Here is a 12,843-nt window from a genome sequence, read left to right as displayed (position 1 = left end):
GGTACAGGGTGACGCTGAGTGCCCTGACCCGGCGGGAGAGGGCGGCTCAGATCAGCGTGAGCAGCCCGATCACCGAGCCTGCCGCGAGCCCCAGCAGGACGGCCAGCAACAGCACCCAGTACGCGGGCAAGGGCGGGCTGCTCGGCGAAGGTTCCGGAGGCGGCGTCGGGCGCTCCGCCAGCCTGGCCGTTTCCGCGTCCTCCAGCGCGACGCGCTCCCGTTCGAGCGAGTCGGCACTGGCGCCGGACAGCAGCCCGTACTGCAGCGGCAGCTCGTGTTCTCCGGGAGCCCCGGCGTTACTCTCGGTGTCCGTTTCGGCCGGTTTGTCCGTGGTCGTCTCGGAGGCCCGCTCCGCCGAAGGGGCGAAGACGGCTTGAGCGCGCAGGGCGTCGGCTAGGAGCTTCTCCGGGTCCTTGGGCTCGCTCATCCGGGACTCCTTTCGCCGCTACCCGTCGCTGACCGACACACCGCCTTCGACCGCCCCGCTCAGCGGAGCCGTGGCGCTCAATGTAGCCGCAGCGTCGTCCTTGACCCATTCGCCCTGACGAAGCACCTTGACCGGCCGGAGGTCGCGGTCGAGCACGACGACGTCGGCCGCGAGCCCGGCGCGCAGCGAGCCGGTCCGGTCGGCGATGCCGAGCAGTTCGGCGGGGCGCCCGGAGGTCGCGCGGACGGCGTCGAGCAGGTCGATACCCGCGCCGCGGACCAGGTTGCGGAAGGCCGCGTCCATGGTCAGCGTGCTGCCCGCCAGCGAACCGTTGCCCGCCAGGGTGGCGACACCGTCGCGGACGTCGACCTCGAGGCGGCCGAGGATGTAGCTGCCGTCGGCGGCGTCGGTGGCCGACATGGCGTCGGTGATGAGCACCGTCCGGCCCTTGCCCGCGTGGTGCGCGGCCAGCCGCAGCACGGTCGGGTGCACGTGGACGAGGTCGCAGATCAGCTCGACGGTGATGCGCTCGTCGTCGAGGAGTGCGCCGATCGGGCCGGGTTCGCGGTGGTGGAGAGGCCGCATGGCGTTGAAGAGGTGGGTCGCGACGGAGGCGCCCGCGTCGATCGCGGGGATGATCTGGTCCTCGACGCCGTCGGTGTGCCCGATGGCGGCGATGACGCCCGATTCGGCCAGTTGGCGGACCGCCTTGATCCCGCCGTGCAGTTCGGGGGCGAGGGTGACCATCCGGATGTCGCCGCGGCCCGCGCCGAGGAGCGCGTTGACCGTCGCCGTGTCCGGCTCGATCAGCGTCGCCGGATCGTGCGCCCCGCAGCGCGCCTTCGAGATGAAGGGTCCTTCAAGGTGAATTCCGGCAAGTTCACCCTCTTGGACCAGCTCGCGCAGGGCCGAGATCTGGTCCCTGAGCACCGGGATGGGGTCCGAGACCAGACTGCCGAGCATGGTCGTGGTCCCGTGCCGCCGATGCGCGCGGACCGCGCGGAGCAGCTCCTCGGGGTTCGAGCTGGAAAACGATCCGCCCCCGCCGCCGTGGCAGTGGGTGTCGACGAAGCCGGGCACGACCAGGCATCCGTCGACGTCGACGCGATCGATGTCCGGGGGTGTCCCGGAACCGACTTGGACGATCTTGCCGGCGGCGATAGCCAGCCAGCCGTCGTCGAGTACACGGTCCGGGGCGACGACCCGGCCGCCCACGATCACGAAATCTCCGGCGCCTCTCACGCCCCCCAGCATATATTGGTCTGGACCAAGCATGGCGGCACAACCCAGCGGTCGAGATGAAGGCCGGGCATCAGTTCGGTGACTGCATCGCTTTCTGCAGTGCTTCGAGCGCCCGGCTGGCGGTTGACTTAACGGTACCTTTCGAAATCCCGGCGGCCTCCGAGATTTCGGCCTCACTCAGCCCACCGTAGTAACGGAGGACCAGAACCTCGCGCTGGCGAGGGGGCAGTTTGGACAAAGCGCTCACCACGGCCTGATGTTCACTCGACAGCATGGCGAGGCTTTCGGCCGAACGCGCGTTGACGGCGTGCGGTGCGACGTACTCGCGCGCGGTCTTGCGGCGGCGCAGCACACTGCGTGATCCGTTGACCACGGCGGTGCGCAGATATCCGACGGCCGCGGCGGCGTCGCGCAGGCGTCCCCAGTTGCGGTGCAGCCCGGTGAAGGCCTCCTGGACGACGTCCTCGGCGGTCGCGGGTTCGTCCACGAGCAGGATGGCCAGCCGGACGAGCCGCATCCGGTGCTGGCGGTAGAGATCCTCAAGGGTCAGCGGTGCCGCAGGCGGCGGTGGCGTGACCGGTCCGTCCATGGTGCGCAGATGGCCGAGGGTCGCCTCGACACTGCGTTCCGCATTGCCCTCGAGCATGTACCCCTACCTGTTCATTTACCCCTTTGAAGCACAACCTGTGCATGACGCTCGATCAGCGTATCGGGTGGGGCGGGAGTCCTGCCTGATCGGACCCTGAGAAGCTGGGGCGTCCGTTCGGAGCGACCTTGGAGATGTCGATGGCCTGGTTCCTGGTGGAGATCACGTACGTGCAGGAGAAGCTGGCGGATGTGCGCCCCCGGCACCGGGAATTCCTGTCCGCCCTCGCCGACCAGGGCGTCGTCGCGCTCGGCGGCCCGCTGGGCGACGGCTCCGGCGGTATCTCGATGTACCAGGCGGCGGACGAGGCGGCGCTGCTGGAGATCATCGACAAGGATCCGTACCACCTCGAAGGTGTCGTCGCGAAGCGGACCGTGCGCGAGTTCAAGCCCGTGATCGGCTCCTGGATCCCCAAGGAAGCCTGACGACTCAGAGATCGAGGGTGACCGGCTCGCGTTCGACGCAGACCCGGACGCGGTCGCCGGTCACCGTCGGCAGTTCGCACGTCCCGCAGAACCCCTGACGGCACGAATACGCGATACCGGGCACGGTTTCGCGCAGGACGTCGAGCGCCGACCGGTCGGCGGGGACGTCCAAAACCCTGCCGCTGCGGGCCAGTTCGACACGGAACGGCTTGCCGCCGACGATCGGCGGCGTCGAGAACCGTTCGAAGAACACCGGCCCCGAACTCCGCAGCGCGGCGTCGGTCCGGACACCGACGATCATCGGAACCGGGCCGCAGCAATAGATCGGCGCGCCTTCCGGGGCCCCTTCGAGGAGTTCCGCGCCGGAGGCGGGGATTCCGTAATCCGTGTCCGGGCGAATCCAGACGCGGTCGGAGAATCCGGACAATTCCTCCAGGAACGGCATCGAGGCCTCGTCGCGGCCGGTGTAGACCAGCCGCCAGTCCGCGCCCGCCGCGGCGGCCTGCCGCACCATCGGCAGGATCGGCGTGATCCCGATACCGCCCGCGATGAACAGATACGCCGGGCTCGCGACGAACGGGAACGCGTTGCGCGGGCCGCGTCCCGTGATCCGGGCACCCTTCTTCAACGCGTGCACCGCCGTCGATCCCTCGCCGAGCAAACGGACACCGACGCGGTAGGCCGAGCGGTCGTCCGGATCGCCGCACAGGGAGTACTGACGGACCAGGCCCGGCCGCGGCGAGAGATCGATGTGCGCGCCGGGCCGCCACCGAGGCAGCGGCTCGCCGCGTTCGTGCACCAGCCGCAGGACGGCGACGCCGTCCGCCTGGGCGCGGAGGTCGTCGACGACCAGCGGGAGGTCACGGTCGACGGCGACCACAGGCGGACGGCGACGGCCGCTCACCCCGCTGAGCTTGCGGTACAGCGCGACGACACCGGTCAGCGACGCCATCGCGCGGTCGGTGCGCCCGCTGCCGTCGAGCCGCAGGGGCCGCGGCGGCGTCTTCATCGTGGTTCGTCGGCGGCCAAAGCGGCCGGGGAGCTCGCGAGGTACGCGACGGCCTGATCGGTGTTGCCGGTTTCGGTGGGGTGATAGGACTTCCGGAAGTACGGCCGGATCTCGCGCCGCAGCTGCCTGCCCGAAGGCAGAAGCCCGAGCTTCGCCACGCGCAGATAGGTCCGGAAACTCGTCTTGCCCGGCCGCGTCGGATCGTTCTTCATGAGGAACCTGGTGCCCCGCAAGAAAACCCAGGCGAGCACCGGCGTCACCACGAGCATGCTGCGTACGCGGCGGGTGTAGCGGCCGTCGAGATGCATGAACAGATCGAAGGCGACAGAGCGGTGCTCGACCTCTTCGGCGCCGTGCCAGCGCAGGAGATCCAGCATCGTCAGGTCGGCGCCGGCCTTGTCGAGCGCTTCGGCGTCGAGGATCCACTGGCCGAGGAACGCGGTGTAGTGCTCGATGGCGGCGACGATGGCGAGCCGTTCGATCAGCCATTCCTCGCGCCGTTTGGCGGAAAGGTCGCGGTCGCCGAGCAGGCGGCGGAACATCCACTCCATCTGCGCGATGTACGGGCGCACGTGGACGCCCGCCGCTTCGAGGTGTGCCGCGGCGCCGTCGTGCGCCTCGGCGTGCATGGCCTCCTGGCCGATGAAGCCGAGGACGTCCTCCTTGAGCCGCTCGTCGCGGATCAGCGGCACGGCCTGCTTGAACACCTCGACGAACCAGCGCTCGCCCTCCGGCAGCGCCAGATGCAGCACGTTGATCGTGTGCGTCGCCTGCGGTTCACCGGGGATCCAGTGCATCGGCAGCGACGCCCAGTCGAATTCGACGTCGCGAGCGTGCAGGACGATCTGCTCGTGGTCCGTCACGAAGACCTCCCGCTGAGTTCGTAGTCGCTCGGGTCGACCTTGCGGGTTTCGAGCCAGTAGCGCCAGGTGAAGCCCGGCCAGATCGTCCGGTTGACGCCCTTCGCGTCGAGGTACCAGCTCTTGCAGCCGCCCTGGGTCCACACGCCCTTGACGAGTTTGTCCTGGATCTCGCGCTGGAACTTGTCCTGCACACCGGCGCGGACGTCGAGCGCGGCGGCACCACGCGAGTCGGCGAGTTTGATGGCGTCGACTACGTAGCGCGCCTGCGACTCGATCATGAAGACGACGGAGTTGTGGCCCAGCGCGGTGTTCGGGCCGAGCAGGAAGAACAGGTTGGGGAAACCGGAGACGGTGATGCCCTTGTGCGTGTGCATCCCCTCGGTCGCCCATTCCTTGGCGAGGTCGCGGCCGTCGACCCCGGTGATGTCCAGGTATTCCAAGGCATCCGTGACCTTGAACCCGGTGCCGTAGATGATCGCGTCGACCTCGTGCTCGACGCCGTTCCCGTCGACGACACTGTGCGCCTTGACTTCCCGCACACCTTCGGTGTTGACGTCCACATTGGACCGGTTGATCGCCGGGTAGTAGTCGTTGGAGATCAGCACCCGCTTGCAGCCCATGGTGTAGTCCGGGGTGACCTTCTTGCGCAGCTTCGGATCCTTGATGGCCTTGCCGATGTGGCGTTTCGCGATCACCTCGCCGGCCTTCATGATCGCGGGATGGCCGTTGAAGCCGACGGCGCGCACTTCGAGGAACCAGTACAACGCGTTGCGGTAAAGCCGTTGCACGCCGGGAATCCGGCGGAACGCGGTCTTGGCCCAGCCGGGCATGGCGTGGTCGGGTTTCGGCATGATCCACGGCGGCGTGCGCTGGAACAGCGTCAGCTCGTCGACCTCGGGGGCGATCTTCGGGACGAACTGGATCGCGCTGGCGCCGGTGCCGACCACGGCGACCTTCTTGCCGCGCAGGTCGTACTCGTGGTTCCACTGCGCGGAATGCCAGGTCTGGCCCTTGAACTTCTCGATCCCGGGCAGCTGGGGCACCTGCGGGATGTGCAGGCCGCCGACGCCCGAGACCAGGAACTGCGCCTCGAACTCACCCGATTTGGTGTGCACGTGCCAGCGGCGCTCTGTCTCGTCCCAGGTCGCGCCGGTGAGCTCGACGCCGAAGCGGATCTTGCGCCGCAGCCGGTACTTGTCGGTGACGTCCTTGAGGTACTGGAAGATCTCGGGGGCGGGCGAGAACGACCGCGACCAGTCCGGGTTCTGCTCGTACGAGAACGAGTACATGTGGGACTGCACGTCGCAGGCGCAGCCGGGGTACGAGTTGTCGCGCCACGTACCGCCGACTTCGTCCGCCTTCTCCAGGATCACGTAGTCCGAGATCCCGGCCTTTTCGAGCTGGATGGCCTGGCCGAGCCCGGAGAACCCGGTGCCCACGATCACGACCTTGAATCGCTCGGTCATCTGGCAATCCTCCACTTCGAGGCGTTCGTGCCCAGATGACGTTACCTCAAGTAACAGTTACTTGCTAGTACTACCTACCCGTCAGTATGCGCCGCCGAGCTTCGTGTGATCCCAGCTCACGATCTTGGTCGGCCGGAAGATCAGCCCGATCCGCTTCGGGGCCTGCTTGCCGATGAACCCCGACAGCTCGTCGGGCACGGGGTCTCCGGGCTTCGCGCCCGCGTACCGCTGCATGAGGCTGATCCCCATCTGGGTGACCGCGGCCGTGTCGGTGACGATCTCGACGTCGGCTTCTAGGGAGACCCCGCGCAACTTCTCGTAGCTCTCGCCGTCCTCGATGAGCACGGTCGCGCGGGGGTCGCGCTCCAGGTTCTTCGCCTTCTGGGATGTGCCATAAGTCCAGGTCGCGACGCCGGACTCGTGCGGGTAGTACCAGAGGGGCGCCAGATGCGGGCGGCCGTTCGGACCGATCGTCGCGACGTTGATGACCTTCTGCTCGTCGAGGTAGGCGGCGAGTTCGTCCGGTGACATGCGGATCTGGTCGCGACGGGACATACGGTTACCCCTTTTTCGTGGCGGCCCGGCCTGCCTGACCGGTTATTGAAGATTCGTACGCGCCGCGCTGCTCGATGTCCACGAGTGCGGCGGCGTCGGCCTTCTTGATCCGGCCCTTCGCGCCGATCTCGATGATCGGCGGCAGGAACGCGCGGATCAGCTTCAAGCCGCCGACCCAGCGGGGGACGTGCACGGTACGGGCGCGTTTGTTGACCCCGGCCTGCAGGTGGTCGAGCGCGACCGACAGCGGGTAGGTCTTGCCGAGCAGGCCGGGCATGCCGGCGCGGAGCTTGCCGAAGACGGGGTGCTGGTCGGCGCTCTCGACGAGGTCGGTGCGGATCCAGGTCGGGTGCGCGACGCCGACCTTCACGCCGAGGTGGGCGACTTCGGCGCGGAAGCTGTTGCAGAACGCCTCGACGCCCGCCTTCGCGGCGGCGTAGTTCGCCATGCCCGGCGCGTGCGTGATCGCGGCCAGCGAGGAGATCGCGAGCAGGTAGCCCTTGCGGTCGATGACATGCGGAAGGGTGACGCGGAAGGTGCGCCAGACGCCGAGGAGGTCGACCTCGATGACCTTCTCGAAGGCGGCCGGATCCACCGACCGGACGAAACCGGAGGTCGCGATGCCGGCGTTCGCGATGACGATGTCGATCCCGCCGAAGTGCTCGACGACGCCCGCGGTGGCCCGCTCGAGGTCGTCCCAGCTGGTGACGTCGGCTTCCCAGGCGTGCGCGCTGGGGCCGATCTTGTCGGCGACCGCCTGCTGTTCCTTGGCTTCGATGCCGACCAAGGCGACCTTCGCGCCCTGCGCGGCCAGGCGCTCGGCGAGCCCCGCGCCGATGCCCCTCGCGGCGCCGGTGATCAGGACGACCTTGCCGTTCACGCTGTTCTTGGCCACGTTGCCTCCTCGTCCGAGCCCTAAGGCTTTCGGACGGTACCTCAACCTACCCGGAGTAAGCTACCCGCAAGTAAGTCCGCGCTTCGTCCTCTCGATGCGGTAGTTCGTGGTGCCGACTACCGCATCGAGAGGACTGAACGCGGGAGGTGGTCAGCGCGAGGCGGCGCTGAGGGCGTCGACCTCCTCGGAGGTGAGCGAGAGGTCGGCGGCGGGCAGGAGGTCGTTCAGCTGCTCGACCGAGCGGGCGCTCGCGATGGGCGCGGTGACGGTCGGCTGCGCGAACAGCCAGGCGAGGGAAACGGCCGCGACCGGGACGCCGCGGGAGGCCGCGACCTCGTCGAGCGCCGCGAGCACCCGCTCGCCGCGTTCGTCCAAATAGGACGATGCGCGAGCGGCGCGCGGGCTGTCGCCGAGTTCGTCCTTCGACCGGTACTTCCCGGCCAGGAATCCCTTGGCCAGCGAGAAATACGGCAGGACGGTCAGGCCTTCGCGGGCGACCGTCGGAGCCAGGTCCTGCTCGTAGTCCCGCTCGACGAGGTTGTAGTGCGGCTGCAGTGCGACGAACTTCGCCAGCCCCTCACGGTCCGAAATGGACAGTGCCTCGGTGAGTCGTTCCGCCGAGTAGTTCGACGCCGCGACGTAGCGGACCTTGCCCGCGCGCACGAGCGCGTCGAAGGCCCGCAGCGTCTCCTCGATCGGGGTGTCCGGATCGTCGATGTGCGCGTAGTAGAGGTCGATGTGGTCGATCCCGAGCCGCCGGAGCGAGTCTTCGGCCGCCGCCGCGATGTTCGCCGCCGACAGGCCTTTCCGCTCCTCCCACATACCGGTCTTGGTCGCGATGACGACGTCGTCGCGGCGGCCGCGTCTGCTCAGCCACTCGCCGATGATCGTCTCGGAACCGCCTGCCGAATAGAGGTCGGCCGTGTCGATGAAGTTGCCGCCCGCCGCCGTGTAGGCGTCGAGGACGGCGAAGGACTGCTCCTGGTCCGCGGTCCAGCCGAAGACGTTCCCGCCGAGGTTGATCCCACGGACGTCGAGGTCGGTGTTCCCGAGTTTCGCCATACCCCGAACTTAAGGGAAGACATCGCCCGCCCGGTGTGTTGGCTCGAAGCATGGGAATCGAACTCGGCAGGATCGGCATCTGGCAGCACGAATCCGTCTTCACCCCGGAGATCGCCCGTGAGCTGGAGGAGCTCGGCTACGGCGCGATCTGGCTCGGTGGCTCGCCGGACGGCGACCTCGTGAAGGCGGAGGAGCTGCTCGACGCGACGAAGACGATCAAGGTCGCCACCGGCATCGTCAACATCTGGAAGGACGACGCGGCCACGGTCGCCGAGTCGTACAAGCGCATCGAGGCGAAGCACCCGGGCCGCTTCCTGCTCGGCATCGGCGCCGGGCACCGCGAGCACACCGCGGAGTTCAAGAAGCCGTACGCGGCGCTGGTCGAGTACCTCGACGCTCTCGACGCCGCCGGGGTGCCCGTCGAAGGCCGCGCGCTCGCGGCGCTCGGCCCGAAGGTGATCAAACTCGCAGGCGACCGCACGGCGGGCGCCCACCCGTACCTGATGACGCCCGAGCACACGCGCCAGGCGCGCGAAATCCTCGGGGAGGGGCCGCTGCTCGCGCCCGAACAGAAGGTCGTCCTCGAGACCGACCCGGCGAAGGCCCGCGAGATCGGGCGGGGCACCGTCAAGTTCTACCTCGGTCTCGTCAACTACACGAACTCCCTGCGGAAACTCGGTTTCACCGACGAGGACCTGGCGGGCGAGGGCAGCGACAAGCTGGTCGACGCGCTGGCCGTGCACGGCGACGCCGAGACGGTCGCCCGCGGCGTCACCGCGCATATCGAAGCCGGGGCGGACCACGTCAACATCCAGGTACTGAACCAAGACCCCCTGCCGGTCTACCGGGCGCTCGCCGCGGTCCTCCTCTGACGCGACGGCTGTAGGCACCTCCCGGCCGACCTCGTACGATGCGGCCGAGAGGTGCACCAGCCTGCTTCGAGGAGGAGTAAACGATGCCCATCGCCACCCCCGAGGTCTACGCGGAGATGCTCGACCGGGCGAAGGCGAACGAATTCGCCTACCCGGCCATCAACGTGACCTCGTCGGAGACCCTGAACGCCGCCATCCGCGGGTTCGCCGAGGCGGAGAGCGACGGGATCATCCAGTTCTCCACCGGCGGCGCCGAGTTCGCGTCCGGCCAGAAGGTCAAGGACATGGTGACCGGTTCGGTCGCGCTCGCCGAGTTCGCCCAGGTCGTCGCCGCCAAGTACGACGTCAACGTCGCGCTGCACACCGACCACTGCCCGAAGGACAAGCTCGACGGCTTCGTCCGCCCGCTGATCGAGATCTCGGCGGAGCGGGTCAAGAACGGCCAGCACCCGCTGTTCCAGAGCCACATGTGGGACGGCTCCGCGATCGACCTCGACGAGAACCTCGAGATCGCGCAGGAGCTGCTCGCCAAGGCCGCGGCCGCGAACATCATCCTCGAGGTCGAGATCGGCGTCGTCGGCGGCGAGGAGGACGGCGTCGAAGCCGAGATCAACGAGAAGCTGTACACCGCCGAGGGCGACTTCCTGAAGACGATCGACGCGCTCGGCTCCGGCGAGAACGGCCGCTACCTGCTGGCCGCGACCTTCGGCAACGTGCACGGCGTCTACAAGCCCGGCAACGTGAAGCTGCGCCCGGACGTGCTCAAGGGCGGCCAGGAGGCGGCGGCGAAGAAGCTCGGCCTCGCGGCCGGTTCGAAGCCGTTCGAGCTGGTGTTCCACGGCGGTTCCGGCTCGCTGCCGGAGGAGATCCGCGAGGCGGTGTCGTACGGCGTCGTGAAGATGAACGTCGACACCGACACGCAGTACGCCTTCACCCGGCCCATCGCGGACCACTTCTTCAAGAACTACGACGGCGTCCTGAAGATCGACGGCGAGGTCGGCAACAAGAAGGTCTACGACCCGCGTAGCTACCTGAAGGCCGCCGAGGCCGGCATGGCCGCGCGCGTCGTCGAGGCCGCTCAGTCGCTGGGCTCGGCGGGCAAGAAGCTCTGACCAGTACGCATTTAGTCCGCTAAATGCGGAAGTACGTGAAGGCCCCCTTCACTGCGCTAGACGCAGTGAAGGGGGCCTTCACGTACTCGGAGCGGGAGTCCCGGCCAGTGGTTTCAAGATCAGCAAAATGTCGGTCACTTGCACTGTGGAATGTCGGTTCACCCGGTCGTGAAATGTCGGTCGAGGATACTGTGAGATGTACACGAACCGACCTATCGAGGAGCTATGGCGACCGCGGCGGACTTCCGCGGCCTCGCCCAGCTAAGAGACCTTCTCGGTGATCAGTTCACGCAGGGCATCGTCCTGCACACCGGAAGCCAGGGCGCCATCAGCTTCGGTGATCGGCTGATGGCGCTCCCGCTCGCTTCGTTGTGGCAGGCCGGGCAGGATCAGGATTGAGCCTCAGGCGGCCGGAAGCGTCGTCTTCTCGCGGCGCTTCTCCAGCAGCGAGTTCATCGCCCGCGTCCCCGGACCGGCGGCGGCCCACAGCACGCCGACACCGACCAGGCAGACCGCGGCCGTCCAGTAGGCCACCGGCGGCGCCGACTCCGTCCGCGCGTCACCGAGGATCCACGGCCGGAACTGCGACTGCACCCACAGCATCCCGTAGCCGAACGCCGTCACCAGCAGCGCGCCCGCGCCCGCCGTCAGCAGCGGATGACCCCGGCCGATGCGGAACGCCAGGTCGACGGCGAGGCCGACGGCCAGCAGGTAGAACGGCACGGTCGAGATCGGGAACCCCATCCCGAGCAGCAGCGGCCACATCACCAGCCGGTACGCGAGGTAGGCGGCGGCGACCGTCGTCCCGGCCCAGCGGAAGCCGGTGGTGTGCCGCGCCAGCGCGAAGATCAGCGCCATCACGCCGATACCCCACAGCGGGTAGACCCAGTCGTCGATCGGCATCGTGAAGTACTCGACGGCCACCCGGTCGACCGGATGCCCGATCTGGCCGGCGGCGAAGTTCAGCAGCTCGGGCTCGGCCTCGGGCGCGCCGCGCTCCCAGGCGCGCAGGCCGAGGATGCCGTACTCCTGCTGACCGTTCGGGAAGAACGTGTTCTCCAGGAAGAACGCCCACAGTCCGATCAGGACCCCGGTGCGCAGGCGGCCGGGCTTGGCGTACTTCAGCCAGCCCATGATCACGCCTGCCTGCATGATGCCCGTTCCGATGTAGAGCATCATGTGCGACGGGCTCCACGCGGTCAGGTCGAGACCGTTGACGCGGTGGTTGATGACGTCCAGCGGCGCCGCGATGAGGAACACCACGAGCCCGGCCTGCATCAGCCGCAGGGACCGCCGGTCGGCGCCCATCCCGGTGTAGCTGTGGATCGCCACCAGCACCATGATGATCACCGTGCCGACGGTGTTGATCAGGTGCGGCGGGGCGAGGTCGTCGCGAAGCCACATGAAATGCCACGACATGTCCCACGACGAGCCCACCAGTTTGAAGGCGAACGCCGCCAGCCACATCGAGTAGCAGAAGTTCAGGACCCAGTCCGGCGTCGCCTGTCCCGGCGCGCCGCGGTGCCAGTGGAGCTTGAAGAACAGCCGCGTCTTCGCGATCGGGCTGCGGGGGATGACACCCGGCGAAAGGTCCCCGGTCACTTCTGTCGCCTTTGTCATACGGGCCATCCTCCCTGCTCCAGATCACGGGACGGGCATTCGGGGTCGAAAATCGGGGTTCACCCGTAGGGGTGGCGGATTTGCGGTCGGCGTGCGAAGCAGGGCAAGGTGTGCCGCCATGATGCCGAAACGACTCGTCGCGGCGGTCCTCGTCGCCGCTCTGGTGCTGGCCGGTGGGGGCATTCTCGGGAGCCTGTTCTTCTAGCCACACGCGGTCGGCACAATGGCCCGTATGACGAACCTCCTCGGCCCCCAGCCGACGCATCTCCCCGAGCACACCGCCGCGCAGGCGGCGCTGGACGCCGGGACCGATCCGGCCGCCGTCGCCGCCGAGCACCCCGACTACAGCGAGGCGTGGGCCGCCCTCGCCGAGAAGGCGCTCGAAGCCGGCGAGACCGTCGCCGCGTACGCGTACGCCCGCACCGGTTACCACCGCGGCCTCGACCAGCTTCGCCGCGCGGGCTGGAAGGGACACGGTCCGGTGCCGTGGTCGCACCGCCCGAACCAGGGTTTCCTGCGTTCCCTCGCCGTCCTCGGCAAGGCCGCCGGCAAGATCGGCGAGACCGAGGAGTACGACCGCTGCAAGACCTTCCTCGCCGACTCGGACCCCGCCGCCGCGGGAGCCACCGGCCTCAAGTGACCTCGTGAG

15 protein-coding genes are annotated in these 12,843 nt (G+C 68.3%); 5 read left to right on the top strand and 10 right to left on the bottom strand.

All coding sequences use genetic code 11. The features are described from left to right. Positions 1-46: 46 nt before the first annotated feature. The 3 genes from NQK81_RS24335 to NQK81_RS24325 all read right to left on the bottom strand — a co-directional run bounded on the left by NQK81_RS24335 (position 47) and on the right by NQK81_RS24325 (position 2,315). Positions 47-427 carry a hypothetical protein gene (locus NQK81_RS24335; RefSeq protein WP_257483392.1) on the bottom strand — a complete coding sequence of 127 codons (381 nt, stop codon included), beginning with the start codon at positions 425-427 and terminating at the stop codon, positions 47-49. An 18-nt stretch (positions 428-445) separates the two neighbouring features. Further along, on the bottom strand, positions 446-1,648 hold the full coding sequence (nagA, locus tag NQK81_RS24330) for an N-acetylglucosamine-6-phosphate deacetylase (protein ID WP_257489829.1): 1,203 nt from the start codon (positions 1,646-1,648) through the stop codon (positions 446-448). Positions 1,649-1,739: 91 nt separating this feature from the next. Next, a complete protein-coding gene (locus NQK81_RS24325; protein ID WP_007032484.1) occupies positions 1,740-2,315 on the bottom strand; it encodes a SigE family RNA polymerase sigma factor in 576 nt (191 codons plus the stop codon). Between the two features lie 140 nt (positions 2,316-2,455). On the opposite strand from NQK81_RS24325, the gene NQK81_RS24320 reads away from it, so the two are divergent. Next, positions 2,456-2,740 (top strand): YciI family protein, encoded by a 285-nt coding sequence (locus NQK81_RS24320; protein ID WP_126736292.1) that lies wholly within the window; start codon positions 2,456-2,458, stop codon positions 2,738-2,740. Between the two features lie 4 nt (positions 2,741-2,744). Here the strand turns inward: NQK81_RS24320 and NQK81_RS24315 are convergent, their stop codons facing one another. From NQK81_RS24315 to NQK81_RS24290, 6 genes are all read right to left on the bottom strand, one after another. After that, on the bottom strand, positions 2,745-3,749 hold the full coding sequence (locus NQK81_RS24315; protein ID WP_257483391.1) for a PDR/VanB family oxidoreductase: 1,005 nt from the start codon (positions 3,747-3,749) through the stop codon (positions 2,745-2,747). Further along, on the bottom strand, positions 3,746-4,612 hold the full coding sequence (locus NQK81_RS24310) for a metal-dependent hydrolase (protein WP_257483390.1): 867 nt from the start codon (positions 4,610-4,612) through the stop codon (positions 3,746-3,748). Before NQK81_RS24310 ends, NQK81_RS24315 begins: the two co-directional genes overlap by 4 nt. Further along, the gene (locus NQK81_RS24305; RefSeq protein ID WP_257483389.1) at positions 4,609-6,078 is read right to left on the bottom strand and encodes a flavin-containing monooxygenase; all 1,470 of its coding nucleotides are present in this window, start codon (positions 6,076-6,078) and stop codon (positions 4,609-4,611) included. Before NQK81_RS24305 ends, NQK81_RS24310 begins: the two co-directional genes overlap by 4 nt. A gap of 81 nt (positions 6,079-6,159) precedes the next feature. Continuing rightward, positions 6,160-6,633 carry a pyridoxamine 5'-phosphate oxidase family protein gene (locus tag NQK81_RS24300; RefSeq protein WP_192747122.1) on the bottom strand — a complete coding sequence of 158 codons (474 nt, stop codon included), beginning with the start codon at positions 6,631-6,633 and terminating at the stop codon, positions 6,160-6,162. Positions 6,634-6,637: 4 nt separating this feature from the next. Beyond that, on the bottom strand, positions 6,638-7,528 hold the full coding sequence (locus NQK81_RS24295) for an SDR family oxidoreductase (RefSeq protein WP_257483388.1): 891 nt from the start codon (positions 7,526-7,528) through the stop codon (positions 6,638-6,640). 150 nt (positions 7,529-7,678) lie between these two features. Continuing rightward, the gene (locus NQK81_RS24290) at positions 7,679-8,590 is read right to left on the bottom strand and encodes an aldo/keto reductase (RefSeq protein ID WP_257483387.1); all 912 of its coding nucleotides are present in this window, start codon (positions 8,588-8,590) and stop codon (positions 7,679-7,681) included. 50 nt (positions 8,591-8,640) lie between these two features. Between NQK81_RS24290 and NQK81_RS24285 the strand changes: the two genes are divergently transcribed. The 3 genes from NQK81_RS24285 to NQK81_RS24275 all read left to right on the top strand — a co-directional run bounded on the left by NQK81_RS24285 (position 8,641) and on the right by NQK81_RS24275 (position 10,973). Then, entirely contained in the window at positions 8,641-9,462 is an 822-nt protein-coding gene (locus NQK81_RS24285; RefSeq protein ID WP_126736285.1) for an LLM class F420-dependent oxidoreductase, read from the top strand. 83 nt (positions 9,463-9,545) lie between these two features. Beyond that, positions 9,546-10,574: a class II fructose-bisphosphate aldolase gene (gene fbaA / locus NQK81_RS24280; protein ID WP_034312446.1), complete on the top strand. Its 1,029-nt coding sequence runs from the start codon at positions 9,546-9,548 to the stop codon at positions 10,572-10,574. 225 nt (positions 10,575-10,799) lie between these two features. After that, on the top strand, positions 10,800-10,973 hold the full coding sequence (locus NQK81_RS24275; RefSeq protein ID WP_257483386.1) for a hypothetical protein: 174 nt from the start codon (positions 10,800-10,802) through the stop codon (positions 10,971-10,973). A 3-nt stretch (positions 10,974-10,976) separates the two neighbouring features. On the opposite strand, the gene NQK81_RS24270 is transcribed toward NQK81_RS24275, so the two are convergent. Continuing rightward, positions 10,977-12,194 carry a hypothetical protein gene (locus tag NQK81_RS24270; protein WP_257483385.1) on the bottom strand — a complete coding sequence of 406 codons (1,218 nt, stop codon included), beginning with the start codon at positions 12,192-12,194 and terminating at the stop codon, positions 10,977-10,979. Positions 12,195-12,426: 232 nt separating this feature from the next. On the opposite strand from NQK81_RS24270, the gene NQK81_RS24265 reads away from it, so the two are divergent. Continuing rightward, positions 12,427-12,834 (top strand): DUF3151 domain-containing protein, encoded by a 408-nt coding sequence (locus NQK81_RS24265; protein ID WP_257483384.1) that lies wholly within the window; start codon positions 12,427-12,429, stop codon positions 12,832-12,834. Positions 12,835-12,843 lie beyond the last annotated feature (9 nt).

The sequence above is a fragment of the Amycolatopsis roodepoortensis genome (genome assembly GCF_024628825.1).
Taxonomy (GTDB): domain Bacteria; phylum Actinomycetota; class Actinomycetes; order Mycobacteriales; family Pseudonocardiaceae; genus Amycolatopsis; species Amycolatopsis roodepoortensis.
Note: the sequence above shows the minus strand (reverse complement) of the source record. Positions and strands in the feature narration are given on the sequence as shown.